The 18,246-nt window shown below is 70.0% G+C and carries 21 protein-coding genes; 10 read left to right on the top strand and 11 right to left on the bottom strand.

Going from position 1 to position 18,246, the window contains the following annotated elements:
- Nucleotides 1-365: 365 nt before the first annotated feature.
- Nucleotides 366-3,020 carry a multicopper oxidase domain-containing protein gene (locus tag ACFYE1_RS08350; RefSeq protein WP_387741781.1) on the bottom strand — a complete coding sequence of 885 codons (2,655 nt, stop codon included), beginning with the start codon at nucleotides 3,018-3,020 and terminating at the stop codon, nucleotides 366-368.
- A gap of 397 nt (nucleotides 3,021-3,417) precedes the next feature.
- Between ACFYE1_RS08350 and ACFYE1_RS08345 the strand changes: the two genes are divergently transcribed.
- Nucleotides 3,418-3,870: a hypothetical protein gene (locus ACFYE1_RS08345; protein WP_387741780.1), complete on the top strand. Its 453-nt coding sequence runs from the start codon at nucleotides 3,418-3,420 to the stop codon at nucleotides 3,868-3,870.
- A 174-nt stretch (nucleotides 3,871-4,044) separates the two neighbouring features.
- Here the strand turns inward: ACFYE1_RS08345 and ACFYE1_RS08340 are convergent, their stop codons facing one another.
- Complete coding sequence (locus ACFYE1_RS08340) at nucleotides 4,045-4,308, bottom strand: hypothetical protein (protein WP_387741779.1); 264 nt, start codon at nucleotides 4,306-4,308, stop codon at nucleotides 4,045-4,047.
- 521 nt (nucleotides 4,309-4,829) lie between these two features.
- On the opposite strand from ACFYE1_RS08340, the gene ACFYE1_RS08335 reads away from it, so the two are divergent.
- The gene (locus ACFYE1_RS08335) at nucleotides 4,830-5,027 is read left to right on the top strand and encodes a hypothetical protein (RefSeq protein ID WP_387741777.1); all 198 of its coding nucleotides are present in this window, start codon (nucleotides 4,830-4,832) and stop codon (nucleotides 5,025-5,027) included.
- Nucleotides 5,028-5,110: 83 nt separating this feature from the next.
- The gene (locus ACFYE1_RS08330) at nucleotides 5,111-6,280 is read left to right on the top strand and encodes a PP2C family protein-serine/threonine phosphatase (RefSeq protein ID WP_387741775.1); all 1,170 of its coding nucleotides are present in this window, start codon (nucleotides 5,111-5,113) and stop codon (nucleotides 6,278-6,280) included.
- Between the two features lie 112 nt (nucleotides 6,281-6,392).
- Here the strand turns inward: ACFYE1_RS08330 and ACFYE1_RS08325 are convergent, their stop codons facing one another.
- On the bottom strand, nucleotides 6,393-7,004 hold the full coding sequence (locus ACFYE1_RS08325; RefSeq protein ID WP_387741774.1) for a carbohydrate ABC transporter permease: 612 nt from the start codon (nucleotides 7,002-7,004) through the stop codon (nucleotides 6,393-6,395).
- A gap of 542 nt (nucleotides 7,005-7,546) precedes the next feature.
- On the opposite strand from ACFYE1_RS08325, the gene ACFYE1_RS08320 reads away from it, so the two are divergent.
- Complete coding sequence (locus tag ACFYE1_RS08320; protein ID WP_387741772.1) at nucleotides 7,547-7,849, top strand: hypothetical protein; 303 nt, start codon at nucleotides 7,547-7,549, stop codon at nucleotides 7,847-7,849.
- A 133-nt stretch (nucleotides 7,850-7,982) separates the two neighbouring features.
- Here ACFYE1_RS08320 and ACFYE1_RS08315 read toward each other — a convergent pair whose 3' ends face one another.
- The 6 genes from ACFYE1_RS08315 to ACFYE1_RS08290 form a co-directional block, all read right to left on the bottom strand.
- Nucleotides 7,983-9,146 carry an MFS transporter gene (locus ACFYE1_RS08315; protein WP_387741770.1) on the bottom strand — a complete coding sequence of 388 codons (1,164 nt, stop codon included), beginning with the start codon at nucleotides 9,144-9,146 and terminating at the stop codon, nucleotides 7,983-7,985.
- A gap of 445 nt (nucleotides 9,147-9,591) precedes the next feature.
- The gene (locus ACFYE1_RS08310; RefSeq protein ID WP_387741768.1) at nucleotides 9,592-9,759 is read right to left on the bottom strand and encodes a hypothetical protein; all 168 of its coding nucleotides are present in this window, start codon (nucleotides 9,757-9,759) and stop codon (nucleotides 9,592-9,594) included.
- An 88-nt stretch (nucleotides 9,760-9,847) separates the two neighbouring features.
- A complete protein-coding gene (locus ACFYE1_RS08305) occupies nucleotides 9,848-10,054 on the bottom strand; it encodes a helix-turn-helix domain-containing protein (RefSeq protein WP_253831304.1) in 207 nt (68 codons plus the stop codon).
- Entirely contained in the window at nucleotides 10,054-10,533 is a 480-nt protein-coding gene (locus tag ACFYE1_RS08300) for a DUF2975 domain-containing protein (RefSeq protein ID WP_387741765.1), read from the bottom strand. The genes ACFYE1_RS08305 and ACFYE1_RS08300 overlap by 1 nt, the downstream gene beginning before the upstream one ends.
- Nucleotides 10,534-10,613: 80 nt before the next feature.
- Nucleotides 10,614-11,012 carry a helix-turn-helix transcriptional regulator gene (locus ACFYE1_RS08295; RefSeq protein WP_387741764.1) on the bottom strand — a complete coding sequence of 133 codons (399 nt, stop codon included), beginning with the start codon at nucleotides 11,010-11,012 and terminating at the stop codon, nucleotides 10,614-10,616.
- Nucleotides 11,013-11,247: 235 nt separating this feature from the next.
- The gene (locus ACFYE1_RS08290; RefSeq protein ID WP_387741762.1) at nucleotides 11,248-12,336 is read right to left on the bottom strand and encodes a TerC family protein; all 1,089 of its coding nucleotides are present in this window, start codon (nucleotides 12,334-12,336) and stop codon (nucleotides 11,248-11,250) included.
- Nucleotides 12,337-12,602: 266 nt separating this feature from the next.
- Between ACFYE1_RS08290 and ACFYE1_RS08285 the strand changes: the two genes are divergently transcribed.
- Nucleotides 12,603-13,109, top strand: coding sequence for a hypothetical protein (locus tag ACFYE1_RS08285; RefSeq protein WP_387741760.1), 507 nt, complete (start codon nucleotides 12,603-12,605; stop codon nucleotides 13,107-13,109).
- A 66-nt stretch (nucleotides 13,110-13,175) separates the two neighbouring features.
- On the top strand, nucleotides 13,176-13,442 hold the full coding sequence (locus ACFYE1_RS08280) for a hypothetical protein (protein ID WP_387741758.1): 267 nt from the start codon (nucleotides 13,176-13,178) through the stop codon (nucleotides 13,440-13,442).
- 128 nt (nucleotides 13,443-13,570) lie between these two features.
- Here the strand turns inward: ACFYE1_RS08280 and ACFYE1_RS08275 are convergent, their stop codons facing one another.
- Complete coding sequence (locus tag ACFYE1_RS08275; RefSeq protein WP_387741757.1) at nucleotides 13,571-13,981, bottom strand: hypothetical protein; 411 nt, start codon at nucleotides 13,979-13,981, stop codon at nucleotides 13,571-13,573.
- Nucleotides 13,982-14,292: 311 nt separating this feature from the next.
- Here ACFYE1_RS08275 and ACFYE1_RS08270 point away from each other — a divergent pair, with 311 nt between their 5' ends.
- Nucleotides 14,293-15,231 carry a metallophosphoesterase gene (locus ACFYE1_RS08270; RefSeq protein ID WP_387741755.1) on the top strand — a complete coding sequence of 313 codons (939 nt, stop codon included), beginning with the start codon at nucleotides 14,293-14,295 and terminating at the stop codon, nucleotides 15,229-15,231.
- An 11-nt stretch (nucleotides 15,232-15,242) separates the two neighbouring features.
- Here ACFYE1_RS08270 and ACFYE1_RS08265 read toward each other — a convergent pair whose 3' ends face one another.
- A complete protein-coding gene (locus ACFYE1_RS08265) occupies nucleotides 15,243-15,557 on the bottom strand; it encodes a hypothetical protein (protein ID WP_387741753.1) in 315 nt (104 codons plus the stop codon).
- Nucleotides 15,558-15,616: 59 nt separating this feature from the next.
- Here ACFYE1_RS08265 and ACFYE1_RS08260 point away from each other — a divergent pair, with 59 nt between their 5' ends.
- The 3 genes from ACFYE1_RS08260 to ACFYE1_RS08250 all read left to right on the top strand — a co-directional run bounded on the left by ACFYE1_RS08260 (nucleotide 15,617) and on the right by ACFYE1_RS08250 (nucleotide 18,239).
- Entirely contained in the window at nucleotides 15,617-16,915 is a 1,299-nt protein-coding gene (locus tag ACFYE1_RS08260) for an AI-2E family transporter (RefSeq protein ID WP_387741751.1), read from the top strand.
- Between the two features lie 210 nt (nucleotides 16,916-17,125).
- Nucleotides 17,126-17,503 carry a hypothetical protein gene (locus tag ACFYE1_RS08255; RefSeq protein WP_387741749.1) on the top strand — a complete coding sequence of 126 codons (378 nt, stop codon included), beginning with the start codon at nucleotides 17,126-17,128 and terminating at the stop codon, nucleotides 17,501-17,503.
- Nucleotides 17,504-17,678: 175 nt separating this feature from the next.
- Nucleotides 17,679-18,239 (top strand): hypothetical protein, encoded by a 561-nt coding sequence (locus ACFYE1_RS08250; protein ID WP_387741748.1) that lies wholly within the window; start codon nucleotides 17,679-17,681, stop codon nucleotides 18,237-18,239.
- The last annotated feature ends 7 nt before the right edge of the window (nucleotides 18,240-18,246 follow it).

Raw genomic sequence — 18,246 nt, 5'->3', positions numbered from 1 at the left:
GATCTCCTGGATGTTCTCCCCCACCACGGGCAGCGTGGCCCTCACGACGGGGTAAGCGGTGTCCGACAGCATTTTTTCTCCTTCACGAGGTTCGGTGGGTCTGCATTCCTGCGATTCCTGGCCGAGCAATGACGGGGGTTCCGACGGGATCCCGTGGCGACGACAAGGCAGGCGCCGCATCTTCGCCCAACAGGAAGCTGGACGATCAGCGTGCACGATCGCGGGTGCCCGCGGCCGGTGGATCCCGGCCGCCCATACGGCCCTCACCACGCTCTGCGTCTCGGGCAGGCGGGAACTCCGCACGCCCCTGTCTGCAGGCCTGGCAGGCAGGTGCTGGCGGGGTGCGCCTGACGCGGGAACACTCGTCACGGGGAGACCCGGATCAGGCCCCGTGCCCCGCGTTCCGCCTCGGCCAGGGAGTGATTGACGAACGGGTAGGTTCCAGGCTCGGAGAACTCCAGTTCCACGAACCCGCCCTGGGACGGCGCCAAGTCCAGGGCCTGGGCCCCGCCCTGCCCCGTGCCGCTCGGAGACAGAAGGGAGGCGCCCTCCTTGTAGACGGTGTCGAACTGGCCACCCACCACGTGGAAGCTCACTCCCTTCGACGGTCCGGCCGCCAGCACCCAGATCCGCACCCGTTCACCGGTCCGCGCGGTGAGCGGGTCGTGGACGTACTGGGTGGCGTGCCCGTTGAACATCGTCAGCGACGGCACACCCTGCGCCACCTTTTCCGGGGCCACGACCGCGTTCGCCTCCCCGTCGGCGGTGTCCTCGGCCGGGGACAGGTAGGTCTCGCTCTGCACCAGCAGGTATTCCCGGTCCACCGCCGGCAGTCCGGGCGGGTCGATCACCACGGCTCCGAACATCCCGGACGCCAGGTGCGTGCTCATGGGGGCTGTGGAGCAGTGGTAGAGCCAGATGCCCGAACGGGTGGCCTCGAACCGGTAGACCAGCGACTCTCCGGGGGCGATGGTGCGCATGGGCCCGTCCGGGGCGATCGCACCGGCGTGGAAGTCCACCGAATGTCCCATCGACCCGCCGTTGACCAGGGTGACCTCGAAGAGATCGCCCACCTGCCCGTGCAGCGTGGGCCCCAGGTACCGGCCGTTGTAGGTCCAGGCCTGCAGCTGCACTCCTGGAGCGATCTCCTGGGTGATCTCCTCGACGTCGAGCTCCACCCGGTGGATCCGGCGCCCGTCCTCCACCGCACCGTCCACGGGCCCCAGCGCGGGGGAACGGGTGTCGAACCGATCCCCGGGTGCGGCGTCGAGGTCCACGGCCACGGCCGGATCCGCAGCCGGCTCCGAGCCGACCGCGTGCATGCCGGTGTGCCCGGCCACCTCCTGCGCTGCCGACGGTGCTGCATCCACGGCGGTACCGTCGGCACCGACCGCGACGACGTCGAAGCCCATGCCCATGGTCCTGTGCCCGACGATCGAGCACCACCCCTCCACCGGCCCACCGATCACCCCGGCGTCGACGGTCACGGTCTGCCCGGGGGCCACCCTGCCGCTGCTGAACCCGGAGGCCAGCACGAGGTCGTGGACGTTCGTCGGATCGTTGTTCGTCAGCTCGACCACCAGCTCGTCACCCACCGGGACCTCCACCGAGGCCGGTTCGAACCGCATGCCCTCCTCGGCGCTGACCTGCACGGTGGTGGTCCTCCCGGTCGCCGGCACCAGGCCTGCACCCTGGGCGCGAAGATCGAAGCCGGCCGCCGCCGGATTCAGGGCGATGCCCACGACCACGCCGAGGGCTACGGTGAGGACCCCGGCCACGGCCCCTCGGGCATGCCGGGACGGCGGCACCACCTCGGTCGGCGGGACCGGGCTCGGCGTCGGCATATCGGTTCGAGCCCGTTGCGCCACGGCGGCCTTCCGCCCGGCCACCGAGATCCTGGCGGCGGAGACCATCAGGGGAACGAACGCGAAGAAGGCCGCGGCACCCAGAAGCGAGACCACCGCCCGCACCCAGGGCGGCAGGAGGTCAGGGGGCAGGCTGAAGAGCAGCACGCACAGATTGATGACCACCACACGGAACATGGCCGCCCGGTTGATCGCCTGGCGGGCTGCCCGCACGGTCGCCGGGCCCCCGCCCATCGTGACGGGCAGGAGGTAGGTCATGGCCCCCAACAGCACCTGGGCCAGGAAGCCGGCCACGAACGGCGCGGTCAGCTGCCGCAGCACCGCCGTGTCGAAGCCCCGGGCGCCCACCAGCCAGACGATGGCCACCGTCGTGGCCAGCCACCACGCCACCCCGGCAGCCATGGAGAAGCCCGCGTAGTCGACGGGCCGCCGACGCGCTGCAGTGCGGACCATGACCAGCACGACGGCCGCCAGTCCGCCCGCGTAGACGGCCAGACCGACGACGGCCACCCACACCGCCCCGGACAAGGACCCGACGACCGTGGTCATGATCCCTCCGGTCATCACCGGCAGAGCGACTGCGGTGATCCGGGTGGAGGTCTCGACCATGCGGGTGCGCAGGATCGTGGGCCACAGCGTCAGCAACGTCCCCGCCACCGTCAACCCCACGAAGCCCAGCACATTGGTCGCCTCGTGCGCCAAGAGGGCCCGCGCATGCCACGACTCGGGCATCCCTGAGGCCAGCACGGCTCCCAGCACGGCCCCGACGGGCAGCAGGAACGCGGCCACCACGTAGAACTTCACGGTCACAGCGAACCGCGACGGCAGCGCCGTTCGCAGCTGTCCCAGCAGCGCAGTCCCGTGCCACGCCAGTGCCGACCCGATCAGGGCCGCCGCCAGCACGATCAGCCAGTACCAGGTGCTCAGCAACCCGGCGATCAGCACCACGATCCCGGCGTTGAGCAGGCGGATGCGGGCCAGTTGCCGGCCCCTGGCGTCGTCAGGGAGCCGGTTCTTCAGCAACGACTCGCTGAAGTGCTGGGACCACACCATGATCGAGTTGGTGACCAGGCCCAGGGTCACCAGGTGCACCATCAGCCAGCGGGTGTCGGGGACCCAGCGATGGACCACGATGACGACCAGCAGCACGCCCATCCAGACACGTATCGGTGCGGCAGCCTTGCGATGCCACGAGGCACGGCCGGGGGGCCGCGGAGTGCTGTGCACGTACCTGGTCCCTTCCTCAATATTGCGAATCAAATGCGAGTATAAGCGTCGCTCGGGGTCGTTCCCAACGTGAGGCAGTCATGGACCTGACGAGACGCATTGGCTGCGGGGTCCGGTGCTCGACCACGACGGCCCGATCCGGTCTCCGCCTGCCCGTGCTGGGCATGTCGTGGCCGACGGCCGGTCCGTCGACCGGGACATGGCCGTACGGACCCGATGCGGTCCGCGAACAGCCCGGGTGTCGATGGTTGTAGGCCCTTCGGCCTCTTTCCGATAGTGAACCTGAGGTCTTAACCTGACCCCACCACCAGGGGGAGGAGCCCGAATGCGGCCCGAGATCTATGCCACTGTCACCCGCGGCTTGATCCGCTGGATCTGCCACTACTGCCATGCCGGCATCGACGGCCCTGGTACAGCCGCCATCCGTCTCGAGGACGTCGAAGAGTACTGGAACCCTGACGCGGCGAAGGACCCGGCCCTGGCGCAGTGGTACGTCTGCCACACACAGCACGAGGCCCTTCTCCTGGAGGACCGCCACTACGCCTCGGGCCGGCACCGCACCGCCCGAGCGATCCAGGAAGCCGTCGCTCACGACGAGAACAGCCAGGACGTCTACCGGATCAATCTCAACGAGCTGTGCACGGTCCCTGACGTCGCGTTCCACACGCACCACACCATCCGTCCCCACGGCTGGCTGAGCGACACCGACTGGCTCACCGTCATCGCCGCCCCCGTCGGCCTCACTCACCCAGACCACGCCCAGCCCATGGCCTCCTGAACACCACTGCTGAACGGCCAGTGGACTCCTCATCCCAGCAGGACCCACCCATGCCGCAGGGTCGGGGCATCCAGTGATCCAACACCGAGCAACGAGGAACAGGCCTCGGCCAGGGCGCCCGGACCGACGTCTGCCTCACCCCGCACCGATCCACTGTTCGGGGGAGCCCTTCGGTCAGCGGGTCGCATCGGCACGCGGGGGCTGATCCACGCGGACGAGTGCGAGAACCCCAGGGCCCACCAGGCCACCCAGCGACAACATCCCGCAGGCGCCCGGCGCCCGAACCATGACCAGCGGCGGTGCGGCGGCGAGCAGCGAGATGATCGCCGGCACGGTCGCTGCACCGGCCTGCGCTGCGCGGGCCGGCTCCCGGCGCAGGATCGGTGCCTCGACGACGAGCTGGGCGTTGATCAGCGCCGGGCAGCCCAGCACGAGCACGGCAAGGACCCGGGTTCGATCAGCACTCGCCCCCGCCCCCGCCACCGTCGCACCCTTCGTCGAAGCCGCCGTTGGCATGCGTCGCGCCGGTCCCACCCAGTGCCACGGTGGCGCCGTCAGCTGAGACACTCCGGTGGGTCAGGGCACGTTCAGCGAGGCGCTTCGGCCGGTAGAGACGCACGAGGACCACCACGCACACCACGGCGAGGACCGCACCGAGAACCAGCATGACGGTGACGGCTGGGGCCGGGCTGGTGGAAGCCAGTGCAGGCATCAGAGGCGGCACAGGGATTTCCTTCGATGTGTCCTGAGATCAGCATGCGGGCAGTCCGCGGATTCCCGCCAGGCCTCCCCGTGGGCAAGCCGGATCAGAGGCCACCTATGCGTGCAGCAGTCCCGACGGTTCCTGCCGCGTCGACGGTGCCTCGCCCACTGATGACCCAGCACAAAGTCCCGACAGATCCGTATTGTCCCCAAGTGCAACGACCCGGTCGGGGCGCCACGTCTTGGAGGAGCCAGCCATGATCTCGTTCCTGTTCCTCGTCCTGGCCATGACCGCCGTGCTTGCGGCGCACACCGTCATCGGACGATTGGCCATCGCCCGAGAAGACCGGGTGCCGTTGCGCGAACTCAGGTGGCCGGGCCGGGTCCGAACGATCCGGCGCAGCCTGACCGTCCTGGCCGACTGCGCTCCGTCCAGCGGCAACCACATCCTGTGATCCACCGACTGTGACCCTCGTCATACTGCCCGTCCGGGTTCGCGCCCCGGAGCGACACGCTTACAGTGAATTTCATGGATGTCATGGATGCCGCAAGAGTCCAAGCCCTGCACGCCCTCCACGTGCTGGACACCCCGCGGGAGGAGCGCTTCGACCGGGTGGTGCGCCTGGCGCAGGAGATCTTCGCGGTGAAGGCCGCGGCGGTGAACCTCCTCGACGCGGACCGGCAGTGGACGAAGGCCGAGGTCGGCCTGGACGGGGCGGGCCATTGTGACCGTGACCAGTCGTTCTGCACCTACACGATCCAGCGGCCGGAGGCGCTGGTGGTGGAGGACGCCGCCGAGGACACGCGCTTCCGGACCAACCCGTTCGTGGTGGGGGAGCCGCACATCCGCTTCTACGCCGGGCACCCGCTGCGGGCCCCGGGCGGGGAGCGGGTGGGCACGCTGTGCCTGACCGATCCCGCACCGCGGGACCTGGACCCCCGGGAGCGGCGGATCCTGGCGGAGATGGCCGGTTGGGTGGAGCGGGAGCTGGCGGCCCAGCACGAGATCGAACGGGCCGGGCAGATCCAGCAGGCGCTGATGCCGGACACAGCACCGGATCTGTGCGGCTACGAACTGGCCGCCCGCTGTACCCCGGCCCGAGAGCTGGGCGGGGACTTCTACGACTGGTACCTGCTGGGTGAACAGCTGCAGCTGCACGTGGCCGATGTGATGGGCAAGGGCATCCCGGCCGCCCTGGTAGCGGCCTCGATGCGGGCGGTGCTGCACGGGGCCTCCCGGTACAACGACCAGCAGGAGACGATCAACCGGGTCGGAGCGGCGGTGGAGAAGATGCTCGCCGACACCGCCACCTTCGTCACCGTCTTCTCCGCCCGCCTGCACCCGGCCACCGGCACGGTGACCTACGTCGATGCCGGGCACGGGCTGGCCGTGATCTACGACTCCCACGGCGGCTACCGTCGACTGGCCTCCTCAGGGCCCCCGCTCGGAGCCGTGGCAGGCATCACCTGGGGTGCCCACCGGGAGAACCTGGCCCCGGGAGAGACCCTGCTGGTGGTCTCCGACGGGTTCCTCGACTACTTCCCGGACATTCCTGCCGCACTCGCCAAGGCTGCCGAAGCCGCCCGGTCGAGCGCTACCGCCCAGGAACTGGTCACCCGGCTCACCGCCTACGCCCTGGCTCACGGGCTCGACGACGACGCGACCGCCCTGGCTCTGCGCCGCTGCGGGCCGACGGATCACGACTGAGAAGAATCCTCTCCTGTCCGGAGCACCCAGTCCCGGAGCACCACCACCGGGGGCGGAGTTGCTGCGACCAGGGCGGATCTGTCGCGCGCCCCCGTGGTCCGGTGCACGGGCGTCACCGCCCCGGGGGGTGGGGGGCAACGGGTGCGGCCAGGAGGCGCGGCTGTCCTGCGCCGTCCGGGCGGGCGGCTTCCAGCAGCTCCTGCGGCGTCCACAGGAAGAACTGCCGGGCCAGGAAGATGCCCGGGGCGGTGGCTGCCGAGGGCAGGATCACGTTGCAGAAGGTGCAGTCGATGCCGACGATCTGGAAGGACCAGATCACGTTCATGACCACCAGGAACGGTGTGGAGGGCGCCAGCAGGGGCAGGGCGACGCAGCGGAAGACCTGCCACGCACCGGCCCCGTCCGGGCGGGCCGCCTCGCAGAGCCGTTCGGGCGCGTCCTGCAGCGCGGCCAGGGGAAAGGCCATCGCGAAAGCGACCCGCGTCCGGATCGTCATGGCGACCACCGACAGCATCGCCGGCGTCCCGTCGGACGGCCAGGGCAGTCCGTCCCCGGCCAGGTCCCGCAACAGGCCGTTGACCACGCCCACGCCCTCGTTGAACAGCAGCAGACCCATCAGGGAGGTCACCAGGTTGCCCACCCACCCTTGGGTGCCCAGGGGGGCCGCCTGGAAGGACACGATCCAGGTCAGGATCAGCGGCGAGAGGAGGTACACGGACGGCACCGCTGTCCTCGACAGACCGGCCGCCCGCGCAACAGTGTTCGTCGTGGGATGTCCGTGCGTGTTGCTCCCCCTGAGAAGTCCGGCCTCAGGGGACCGCCGCACCCGTGACCTGGCGCGATGGTGGGCAGTCCTGGTCCCCGGTCCGCCAAGACGACATCAGGCTGCTGAACCGTGCTCGGCGGTTGCCTCTCCCACCCCGGCTGCACCGGAGCTCCGGCCGCACCCAGGGCCGAACACGCTCTGGCCCGTTCTCAGGTCCCCATGAGTCGACATATTTCACCGGGCGGTTCCGGTCCGTGATCCAGTTCACTAGGGTCAGGTGCACCTGCGGGCAAGCGCGAGTTCCCCACCAGCGCGCCGTCCGCACATCCCGGAGTCCTCGGCGTCTACGAGCACGCCCGGTTCCACCCGGATCCTCGAGACCCCACCGGCCCCGCGGCGGGCCAGGAGGTCCGGGAAACAAGGCACTCCACCGGGCCCCTCACGCCCCGCATGGGCGGGCACCGGCCGAGCACACCACTACAACGAAGTAGGGAAGCGCAATGACCACGGCACCCAGCATCCACTCCAGATCAACACCGCCGGCACCGCAGCAGAGCGAGGGCACGGTTCGAGGGTTCCGGGCTCACACCCTGGAGCAGACCCGGCACGGCGCCTCATCGGCCGAGAACGTCGGACGTCCCCCCAGCCGTCGGAGCGCCGAGCGGGAACGCCCCGAGGACGACGAAGCGGTCATCACCGCGGTGTTGGCCACCGTCATCCACCGCTCCACCCGGGAACGTCCCGAGGACGACGAGGTGATCCTCACCTACACCAGCGAGCCCGCCTGCCGGCACAGGAGGTGAGGCCCCGGAGCGGGCAGAGCGGTGGATGACGTCGACGACGGTCGTTGAGCACGCGCCCGAGGACGTGCGGCGGACGAGGTGGCACCCACCCCGTGCCGCGGCGCCGCGCCCGCGCCGGAAGTGCGCTGATGCGTCAGTTCACCCGCGCCCCGGGGGTGCGTCGCCGCAGCGCCAACGGCAAGGTCAGCAGTGACATCGCTCCGGCAACCAGCAGTGCGGTGCTGAAGGACGTTCCTGCGGCGACCATCCCCACCACGACCGCACCGAGACCGGTCCCGGCGTCGAAGCCGATGTTCCACACCGCGCTGGCAGGGCCGTAGTGCTGCCGGTCGACGGCTTGGAAGGTCACGACCAGAGTGAGGTTCTGCAGGCCGCCGTAGCTGATGCCCACCATCGTGGCTCCGATCATCAGCACCGGGGCCGCTGTTGCCTGGGGATCGCGGACGGCCCAGGCGAGTACGACCATGCCTGCCGTGGTCAGCAGCACGAGCGGCCAGATGAACCCGTGCGGTCCGTATCTGTCGGACCATGCGCCGATCCGCCAGCGGGTGAGCGCGGCGGCGACGCTCATCGCCAGCAACGCCAGGGCGGTGAGCCCGGCACTGCTGCTCATCTGGGCCATGAAGGTGATCAGCGCACCACCGGCGAGTGTGACGCCGATCAGCAGTGCCATCGGAGGGAGGAGCCGCCGGTAGGGCGCCCGCCCGTCCTCGATCTCCGCCTCCGGGACATGGCCCAGCATCCGGGCCAGACCGATCGCGGGCACGACAGCAACCACGGGGAGGGCGGCCACGGCGAACACGACCCAGAAACCGAGCTGTTCGGCGATCCAGGGCCCCGCCGACAAGAGCAGAATCTGCGGTCCCGCGATCGCCAGGCCGTAAGCACCGATCGCCTTCCCGCGACGCTGTGGCTCCACCAGTTCGGCCACCAGGGCGCTGCCGGTCACCGTCAGCACCCCGAATCCGAGCCCGCGCACCGCGGAGAGCGCCAGGGTCGGTCCCAGTGCATCACTGAGGCCGTGCGCCAGTGCGGGCAGACCCAGCAGGAGCATGCCCGCCACGAGGACCGGCGCCCAGCCGAAGCGGCGCAGCGCACTGGGGACGAACAGCTGCGTGAGCACGGTGAAGAGCATGAGCACGCCGTTCACCAGCCCCGCGCCCACGGCGTCAGCGCCGCCGCGCACCGCCCACAGCGGCGCGGCCGCCAGCAGAGCGGCGTACCCCGAGAAACCCAGGACGGTCATCGTCAGCAGCAGCGGCATCCCCGGCACCCGCCAGACCGAGTTGTTCAGCACCGACCGAGGCCTCTGTTGACGGCTCCGCCCTCGTGGCATGCCTCAGCGATGACTGGGCTCCCCCTGTGGTCCAGTGGCACAGCGGGAGGCTGCCGGTTGCGGAGACGGATGATCGACATGGTGGCGCCAGCCTATGCCCGGCCTTCCCCAGCCGTGTACGTGACCGCTGACCGTTCCGCTCGGAACTGTTCCGAGAATCAGCTCCCGGACTCGGCAGGAGGGGTTCCGTGCGGGCCTTCTGTCTGCAGGCCTTCTGTGCTCTGGAGCCGGGGTGCGAGGCGAGGGACCCGCCACGCAGGCGGCCTCCGACCTGGGGGTGGCACGAGCGGACCTCCGCCCTCGGGTCGGGGAGAGGGCCCGAAGCTGCTTCTCGTGCGGTCGCCGGCCGGTCAGAGGTGGAGCGCGCCTCGGCCTGCTTCGACCGGCGGTGCCGGCGTCCGGGCGGTCAGCTGCTGCGTCGGACGGTCCGCACGCCGAACACCACCGTGGCGAGGACGAGCAGGACGCCCAACAGCTGGAGGCCCGGGGAGTCGTCGGCCTCCCCGAGGACGATGCCGGCCGCACCCATGGCGAGGCCGACGACGACGGTGAGAAGGGGGAGGATGTGCTTCACGGGATGTCCTTTCACGGGCGCGGAGCGCCCGCGGATCGCGGGGAGGGCGGCGGCTTGGAGCGAGCTGGATCAAGGTGCGCCGGGTCGTTCAGTCCTCGACCCACTCGAGCAGGTCGCCGGGCTGGCACTCGAGCACCCGGCACATGGCTTCCAGGGTGGAGAAGCGCACGGCCTTGGCCCGGCCGTTCTTGAGCACGGCGACGTTCGCCGGAGTCAGCCCGACGCGTTCGGCGAACTCACCGACGCTCATCTTGCGCTTGGCCAGCTCGACGTCGATGCGCACGACGATGGGCATCAGATCACCGCTTCCATGTCGGTGCGCAGGGTCGTGGCCTGGCGCAGCAGCGCCCGCATCACCACCATCAGCAGTCCCAGCACGGTGACACCCGTCAGCATCAAGAACAGCAGCAGCGGCAGCCCGGGGTCGTCGGCGTTGAAGCCGACGTAGAGGAACACTCCCAGCAGCACCGCCCACGCGGCGCCGATCGCCCATACGATGGCATCGACCCACACCAGCGACGCTGTACTGAAGATGCGGTCCTTCTTGACCAGGGTGAGCAGCTTCCAGGTGGACACGATCACCACCTGGGCGCACAGGACCCAGAACACCGTCACGGCCGTCGCCGGCCACCTCAGGTACGCCATGTCCGGGGACTCCTGGGCCATGTGCGCGAACTGCCCCGGCAGCGACATGAACTGGAACAGCACCAGGATGGCGAACAGCAGCACGAGGAAGATCCTGAGGGGGGCAACGGCCCGGTGTTCAATACTCATGCATCGAGTGTCACTTGATATCTATCGAATGTCAATAGAGTGCGCTGTTCTGTGGTCGGGGCGGAGCAATGGGCGCTGCCTCAGGTCCCGGAGTGTGGTGGGCCGGCCGGGGTCGGGCTGAAGATGGCCAGCAGTTCGTCCACCTCGTGGTCGGCGGTGGCCGGGTGACGGAAGTGCTGGTGCCGGTCGACCGTGTAGTGACTGCGCCGGCCGACCCGGTGCCGGGTGAGGTAGCCGGCGGCCTCGAGATCCTTGAGGATGGCCAGCGTGGCGCGCACGGTGATCCCGACCCGGGCGGCGATCTCGCTGACCCGGGCGTCCGGGGAGCCGGCCACGGCCAGCAGGACATGACCGTGGTTGGTGAGCAGCGTCCATGGCGGTCGCCGGAGCGGGCTGGGGCGCCGCGGTCCGGGTCCCTCGGGGTGGTGCCGGGGCGCGGAGGAGGCCTCGGTGGTGTCGGGATGAGCGCCGCGGGTCATGCCGGGGTCCTTTCCTGAACGGGGTGGGTGGGTCAGAGTTCAGCGAGCCTGCGGGAGCCGGCCGGACGGCGACGACCGGGTCGGCAGTGAAGGCCGCTCGCAGCAGCGGCCCCAGCGGCACCACCGGCCCGTCCTGCTCGGCGGCGACACGTGCTGCGCACCGGGCGACCGTGACGGCCCATCGGGTCGTCGGTGAGCACTGCGGCCACAGGGCGTCGGGGGCCGGTGGTGGTGGTCATCGGAGGTCTCCTTCGTGGTGGGCGTGCTCGGTGTCGCTGAGGGAGCCGTGGGCTCGGTCCTCCTGCGGTCGGGAGGATCGACGACGGCCCCTGACGGGTTCCAGGGTGGCGTTCTCCGCCTCGGTCGCCACGTGGAAGGGCGGGTTCGCCGGGCTCGGCGGAGTTCGACGACCCTGGCCGCGGGTCGCCCGCAGGCTGGCCAGGACGGACACGGTGATGATCGTGGCCACCACGGCCAGGGAGATCGGGGTGGGGATGTAGACGACGTCGATCTTCAGCAGCATCTTGATGCCCACCCAGATCAGCACCAGGGCCAGGCCGGTCTTGAGGTAGACGAAGCGGTGGATCATGTCCGCCAGCAGGAAGTACATGGCCCTCAGCCCCAGGATCGCGAACGCGTTGGCGGTGAAGACCAGGAACACCTCGTCGGTGACGGCGAAGATCGCCGGGATGGAGTCGACGGCGAAGACGACGTCGGTGACCTCGATGAGCACGAGCACCGCCAGCAGCGGGGTGGCCAGCAGCACGCCGTTCCTCCGGACCAGGAGCTTCTGCCCGTGGTAGGCATCCGTCATCGGCACCCAGCGGCGGAAGGCGCGCAGCACCGCAGAGCTCTCGGGGTCCAGGTGCTCCTCGCGCTGGCGGATCATCTTCCACCCGGTGCAGAGCAGGAACGCGGCGAAGACGTGGAGGATCCAGGAGGAGTTCTGGATCAGCAGGGCGCCGGCGGCGATGAAGATCCCGCGGAAGACCAGCGCGCCGAGCACGCCCAGGAACAGCACCCGGTGCTGGAACGCCCGGGGCACGGCGAAGTAGCTGAAGATGATGGCCCACACGAAGACGTTGTCCACGGCCAGGGACTTCTCGATCAGGTAGCCGGCGAAGTACTGCTGACCGAACTCGGCTCCCCAGATCCACCAGACGAGGGCTCCGAAGGCGACGCCGAAGGCCACCCACACCCCCGACCAGGCCGCGGCCTCGCGCACGCCGATGACGTGGGCGTGGCGGTGGGCGAACAAGTCGACGGCCAGCATCACCACGATGAAGCCGAGCACTGCGGCCCATGTCCAGAACGGAACATCCATCAGAAGAACACCTCCCGGTCGTGAGGAACGAACCGGAGGTCTCTCCCGGCCCTCACGAGCCCGCCTGCCGGGTCCTCGTGGACCGCAATGACGACAGGACGTCGGTGGGATACTCCCCTCCCAGTCCGACAAGTGAAGCACACTTCACCTATTCGTTCCAGGTCCTCCGATGCCGTCTCCCTGCCGCCCGCCGAGATGCAGGGCGACGTTCGGCCGGGGTTGTTGGACGCCTGCAGCCCCCGAGCCGCGGCCTGCAGCGGATCGGGATGACGGTCTGCATCCACGGTTCGGCGGTGGGCCACCTGGAGGCACTGTTCGCCACCGACTGGTACTGCGAGACCGACGACCTGGTCCTGGAACCTGCTTCGGCTCAGGCTCCGGAGCTGGATGAGCCCTCCCCGGGCGGGCTGGTCTGCCAGGTGCTGCGTTCCGGATTCGTGCTCATCGACGAGGAGGTCGCGGTGGTGGGCTCCTCGACCATGGACATCCGCTCCTTCGTGCGCGACCACGAGGTCAACCTGTTGGTCGCCGGTCAGGACTTCGTGGGCCGCCTGAACGAGATCGTGGCCGGCTGCCGGGGGAACAGCCACGAACTGGACCTGGAGGTCCGGCTGGGCCGGCCCTGGCACCAGAAGCACCTGGACAACACCGCCCGCCTCACCGCCGCCCTCCAGCAGTCCGGCACCTCCGCCACCGCCTGTGTCCAGACGGTGGAAGGCCGGGTATGGAGGGCTCGACGACGTCGCGCCCATCCGACGCCCAGGGTCTCGTGATGCCTGCGTGACATCAAGGAGGCCGGCCCCACCGCCCAGGCCGCGATCCTCAACGAGACCGTCACGATGCAGAACGAGGTCACCGAGATCCTCGGCCCCAACCTCTTCACCGTCGGTGAGGACGACACCCCCATCGTGGGCGTGGACGCGGCCGCCCAAGACATCGAGGACGGGGACATGGTCCAGGTCACCGGAACGGTCCGCCAGGTCGTGGAGACCGATGTGGAGACCGGATGGGGGGTCGACTTCAACGACGACGAGACGTCCTACCTCGTCGAGCGAGCACTCGACCTCGGCGTGGTCGCCGAGGACGTCCAGGTGATCGAGGAGTAGACCTCACCCCGAACGACGACGGGAACTTCTCCAGCCGCCGGTGCGGTCGGAGGAGCTCCCTTCATCGGATGCTCTGTGGTTCTCGGCGACGGGCTGCCCGGTGACGCGCGGACGAGCGACCCGGCTTCTCACTCGACCACGGTGACGCTGGCCTCGGTGAGGTAGGGCTCGGACTCGCGGTTGACGAGGTGGTTTGCGGTCTCCTCGTCGGTGAGCCCCAGCAGACGGTCACGGTCTCCGGGCTCGCTGAACAGGTCGCCCGCCTCGACCATGCCGGTGGCCTCGACCTCGTCGCCGGGGCGCAGGTCGGCGGGCATCTCCGACACGAACACCACCGTCTGCTCGTCGCCCATGGTCAGGAACTCCTCGCCGAAGATCTCCTCCACCTCGTTGGTCAGGGTGATCTCCTGCCCGACCAGCTCCTCGGTGGGGACCTCCGACTGGTCGAGCTGGGTCAACCGGGTCTCGTCCTGGCACCCGGTCAGCAGCAGCGCCCCGGCCAGACCGGCCGCGGCAAGGGTCAGTGTGCGATGGGTCATCAGCGTGCTCCTCGGTTCTCCGGTGACGGTTGTTCCAGGTGGCGTGTCCTTGACCTGTGTCGCCCCACCCTAGCCGCCGGAGCTGGTCGGGGCGTGGGAGCGGCCGGGTGTCGACGGCCGGACAGCCGTGCCCTTCCCCTCCACGTCACACCGCGGTCGGTGCGATCCTCCAGGAGATCCGGGCCACCAGAACCGGTCGTAGCACGGCCCGGGCCGCTAGGGTGGAAGGCCGGCGTGCTGGTCCCGGCAGCGCTGTTCCTGCGAAACCGAGCCCGCCGCGTGCTGTCGGGTTCGTCCACGAGAGGACTGCGATGGCCCACCTCGCTGCCCCGGAGGACGAGCCCGGTCCCGGCCGCCGAGGACACCGACACCGCCGCCTTCGCCGCTTCCGCACGCGCCTGGCAGCGGTGGTGGTGACCCTGGGACTGCTCGTGACCGGCTACGGGGTCGCCATCGAGCCGCGGCTCATCCTCGACGAGGAGCGCATTCAGGCCCGCATCCCGGGGCTGGGCCCGGACTGGAACGGTGCGGAGGTGCTGGTGTTCTCCGATCTGCAGGTGGGGATGTGGTGGGACAACACCGGGATGATCGAGCGGGTGGTGGACCGGGCCGTGGCAGCCGAGCCGGATGCCGTGCTGCTTCCAGGGGACTTCCTCTACCGGGGCGAGGCCAGCGTCCAGGAGCGGGTGCAGGACGCGGCCCGGCTGCTGGAACCTCTGACCGCGGCGGGCATCCCGGTGTACGCGGTGATGGGCAACCACGACCACGCCGTCGGGGCCGTGGAGGAACTCACCACCGCCCTCGAGGAACAGGGCATCCAGGTCCTGGCCAATGAGGCCGTCCCCGTGCTCGGCTCCGGCCCCGGACCGGGACTGTTCGTGGTCGGGGTGGGCCCGTCCTCGGTGGGCGGGGCAGAGCCGGCGGAGGCCTTCGACGAGGTGCCCGAGGCGGCGCCGAGACTGGTGATGATGCACCACCCGACCACGTTCCCGGAGCTGGCCGCCGGGGCTGCCCCCATGGCGGTGGCCGGGCACACCCACTGCGGGCAGATCGCCCTCCCCTTGTTGTCCTCCTGGGCCCATCTGGGACTCACCAAGGAGGAGGAGATCGTGGCCGACGGCTTCGCCCCGGCCGGCTACGGGGCCGAGGGCAACGCCATGTACGTCACCTGCGGGATCGGTTTCAGCCTGCTCCCCGTGCGGATCAACGCCCCACCGCAGCTGCTGACGGTCGAACTGCACCCGGCCTGAGGTTGCCCTGGTCACTGCCCGGAGGGGGCCGTCATGCCGAGGGTCGCCCGGTCCAGGCAGGGCTGCCCGACGTGGCGGTCGTAGATGCCGGCCTCGTCGTCCTGGTCCACCCGGGCCTGGAAATCCGACGGAACGGTGCCGGTGACCTCGACGACCGCGCCCTGCGCCGTGTCGGGGAACGCGTACTGGGCGCTGACCAGCACCGGGTCCAGGTCCGGGTTCTCAGGGTCGGGGAGGACCAGGGCGGAGCGGGAGGGGACCAGATCGGAGACCTCCCCGGTGAGGGAAACCTGTTGCCCGGCGCAGGAGAGCCCGAGGGGGGGCATGGTGCTCCTTCTGGACCTTGACGGGGTGTGCTTGCCGGCGATCGTGTCAGGATTCGACCATGCCCTCGACAGCACACGGCGCTTTGCGTCCCACCGACCCGGGATCGGACCGGCAGCTGCCGCCGTCGCACGGTGACGCCGCCGCAGGCGTGCCGGTTCCGGTGCGGGTGGCCGCCGCGTGGTCCTGGCGGCTGCTGACCGTGGTCGCGGCCGTGGGACTGTTCGGGTATCTGCTCTCGACGATCACAGTGGTCGTCATTCCCGTGCTCCTGGCGGGTCTGCTGGCCGGTCTGCTCTTCCCTCCGGTGAAATGGGCCCGCCGCCACCGGGTGCCGGCGGGAGCGGCCGCCGGTCTGACGGTTCTCGGTCTGGTCGGGGTGGTCGTGGGCCTGCTGCTCCTGGCCGGGCGGCAGATCGTGCTGGGCTTCGCCCAGCTGTCCGGCAGCGTGGTGGCCGGCACCCGGCAACTGTTGGAACGGCTCGAGGGCACCCCGTTCGGATGGGACGTGGGTTCCGTCGACGACTGGATCGACGACTTCGGGGCCACTGTCGAGAACAACAGCGAAGCGATCCTGGACGGGGCCATGTCCTTCGGCGCCACGGCCGGGCACGTGCTGACCGGTGTCGTGATCCTGCTCTTCACCCTGCTCTTCCTGCTGATGGAGGGCGAACGGATCTGGTTGTTCCTGGTCGGTCTCTTCCCGTCGCCCGTGCGCCGGGCGGTCAACGGCGCGGGCCGGCACGGGTGGACGGCGCTGGTCCAGTACGCCCGGGCCCAGGGTCTGGTGGCGGCCATCGACGCCGTGGGCATCGGGGTGGGCGCGGCCCTGCTCGGGGTGCCCCTGGCCCTGCCGATCGGCATCCTGGTGTTCCTGGGCTCCTTCATCCCGATCGTGGGGGCGGTCGTCACGGGGGCGGTCGCGGTGCTGGTGGCGCTGGTGGCGAACGGGACGACGAACGCGCTCCTGATGCTGGGGGTGGTGCTGCTCGTCCAGCAGCTGGAGGGCAACGTCTTGCAACCGCTCATCCTGGGCAAGGCCGTCTCCCTGCACCCACTGGCCGTGTTCTTGACCGTGGCGACCGGGGCGATCCTCTACGGCATCGCCGGGGCCTTGTTCGCGGTGCCGGTCATGGCTTTCCTCAACACCGTGGTGCGCTACCTCGTGGGCGGGTCGTGGCGGGCCGACGACGAGATCGGATGGGAACCGTTCTACTATCCCTGGGAGATCAAGAGGTACGCCAGGCTCCACGACATGACCCGAGAGCAGGTCCTGGGACAGCTCGAGCGGTTCCACCGGGTCCGGGCCAAGGAGCGCCGACAAGCCCGGGCCGCCCGCGAGGACAAGGACGCCGAATAGCCCCGACACCCCGCAGGGGCAGGGCAAGAAGCGGATGCGACGTGCCACACCGCCCCGGCCATTCGGCTCGGCGTTCTTCGGCTGGCTCACCGCCACCGGCATGGCGGTGCTGCTCACCGCGCTGCTGTCAGCCATCGGGGCCGGGGTGGGGGGGCCACCGACACCGATCCAGGACAGGTCGCCCAGCAGGCCGCGCAGGATGCGACCACGGTGGGGATCGTCAGCGGGGTCGTGCTCGCCGTGATCCTGTTCATCGCCTACTTCTGCGGCGGCTACGTGGCCGGGCGCATGGCCCGCTTCGACGGGGCCAAGCAGGGCATCGCCGTGTGGCTGGGCGATCCTGATCGCCATCGTCCTGGCAGTGCTCGGTGCGGTGGCCGGATCCCAGTTCAACGTCCTGGCTCAGCTCAACGGCTTCCCCCGGATCCCGATCGGGGAAGGGGCCCTGACGACAGGGGCATCATCGCCCTGATCATCGCCGCCCTGGTCCCGCTGATCGGGGCAGTGCTGGGCGGGATGGCCGGGATGCGCTTCCACCGCAAGGTCGACCAGGTGGGGACCAACCACCAGGCCGGCCTGGGCGGCTGAGCCCACCTCCCTTTCCGGACCCCGGCTGCGCCCGGCACCGACGCCACCTCGGTGCCGGGTGCAGGACCGTCCGGGTCAGGCTGCGTCGCGGTCGTCGAGCAGCCATGGCGGAATAGGTCCTGCGGGTGTCACCGTTGACGTTGGAACGTCAGTGTCCAGCCCGCAGGAGGCCGGCTTGTCCCCATCACGACCGGCCCGGGACGGCAACGATCCCCAGGAGCCCGAGCAGAACCACCTGGACGCCGAGATCGCGGCGCTGATCAGCGACTACCAGGAGCTGCACAAGGACGACGCGCGACTGCGTCGTATCGAGCGCATCATCCACGCCGGTCACCGGAGCGCCGGCGAGGAGCACGGGGGCTGTGCCGACGGGATCCGCGAGGAGCAGATCGCCCCCGAACTGAGGAACCAGGACGTCCGGCGGGTCGCCGCCGGGATGCTGCGCACCGAGGCGGACATGAGGGCCTATGCGGCCCGTTTCGCCCGGCGAAGCACCGAAACCGACCCGGCGGGAAGAGACCTGGAGCGCCAGGCGCACGCGCTCGACGCCGCGGGCAGGCACTGGCTGCTGATGATTGGCCAGAACCGTGACCACGGGCTGGTCGCCTGCCGCTTCGTCCGGGAGAAGGGCATCCCGCACGCCCGGGTGGTGTCCTTCACCGCCGAACGGCTGAGGCTGCCGATCCTCGTCGTCGAGCTCGGCCTGGACGAGGACGGACCCACGGCGGGGTGCTGATCCTCGC

This window comes from Kocuria nitroreducens (assembly GCF_042879195.1).
GTDB lineage: Bacteria > Actinomycetota > Actinomycetes > Actinomycetales > Micrococcaceae > Kocuria > Kocuria nitroreducens.
This window is presented reverse-complemented; position numbering and strand designations above follow the sequence as displayed.

Coding starts and splice junctions, on each gene's coding strand:
- ACFYE1_RS08350 (WP_387741781.1), bottom strand. CDS start 3,020: ATGGGCGTGCTGCTGGTCGTCATCGTGGTCCATCGCTGGGTCCCCGAC.
- ACFYE1_RS08345 (WP_387741780.1), top strand. CDS start 3,418: ATGCGGCCCGAGATCTATGCCACTGTCACCCGCGGCTTGATCCGCTGG.
- ACFYE1_RS08335 (WP_387741777.1), top strand. CDS start 4,830: ATGATCTCGTTCCTGTTCCTCGTCCTGGCCATGACCGCCGTGCTTGCG.
- ACFYE1_RS08330 (WP_387741775.1), top strand. CDS start 5,111: ATGGATGCCGCAAGAGTCCAAGCCCTGCACGCCCTCCACGTGCTGGAC.
- ACFYE1_RS08320 (WP_387741772.1), top strand. CDS start 7,547: ATGACCACGGCACCCAGCATCCACTCCAGATCAACACCGCCGGCACCG.
- ACFYE1_RS08305 (WP_253831304.1), bottom strand. CDS start 10,054: ATGCCCATCGTCGTGCGCATCGACGTCGAGCTGGCCAAGCGCAAGATG.
- ACFYE1_RS08300 (WP_387741765.1), bottom strand. CDS start 10,533: ATGAGTATTGAACACCGGGCCGTTGCCCCCCTCAGGATCTTCCTCGTG.
- ACFYE1_RS08295 (WP_387741764.1), bottom strand. CDS start 11,012: ATGACCCGCGGCGCTCATCCCGACACCACCGAGGCCTCCTCCGCGCCC.
- ACFYE1_RS08290 (WP_387741762.1), bottom strand. CDS start 12,336: ATGGATGTTCCGTTCTGGACATGGGCCGCAGTGCTCGGCTTCATCGTG.
- ACFYE1_RS08285 (WP_387741760.1), top strand. CDS start 12,603: ATGACGGTCTGCATCCACGGTTCGGCGGTGGGCCACCTGGAGGCACTG.
- ACFYE1_RS08280 (WP_387741758.1), top strand. CDS start 13,176: ATGCAGAACGAGGTCACCGAGATCCTCGGCCCCAACCTCTTCACCGTC.
- ACFYE1_RS08275 (WP_387741757.1), bottom strand. CDS start 13,981: ATGACCCATCGCACACTGACCCTTGCCGCGGCCGGTCTGGCCGGGGCG.
- ACFYE1_RS08270 (WP_387741755.1), top strand. CDS start 14,293: ATGGCCCACCTCGCTGCCCCGGAGGACGAGCCCGGTCCCGGCCGCCGA.
- ACFYE1_RS08265 (WP_387741753.1), bottom strand. CDS start 15,557: ATGCCCCCCCTCGGGCTCTCCTGCGCCGGGCAACAGGTTTCCCTCACC.
- ACFYE1_RS08260 (WP_387741751.1), top strand. CDS start 15,617: ATGCCCTCGACAGCACACGGCGCTTTGCGTCCCACCGACCCGGGATCG.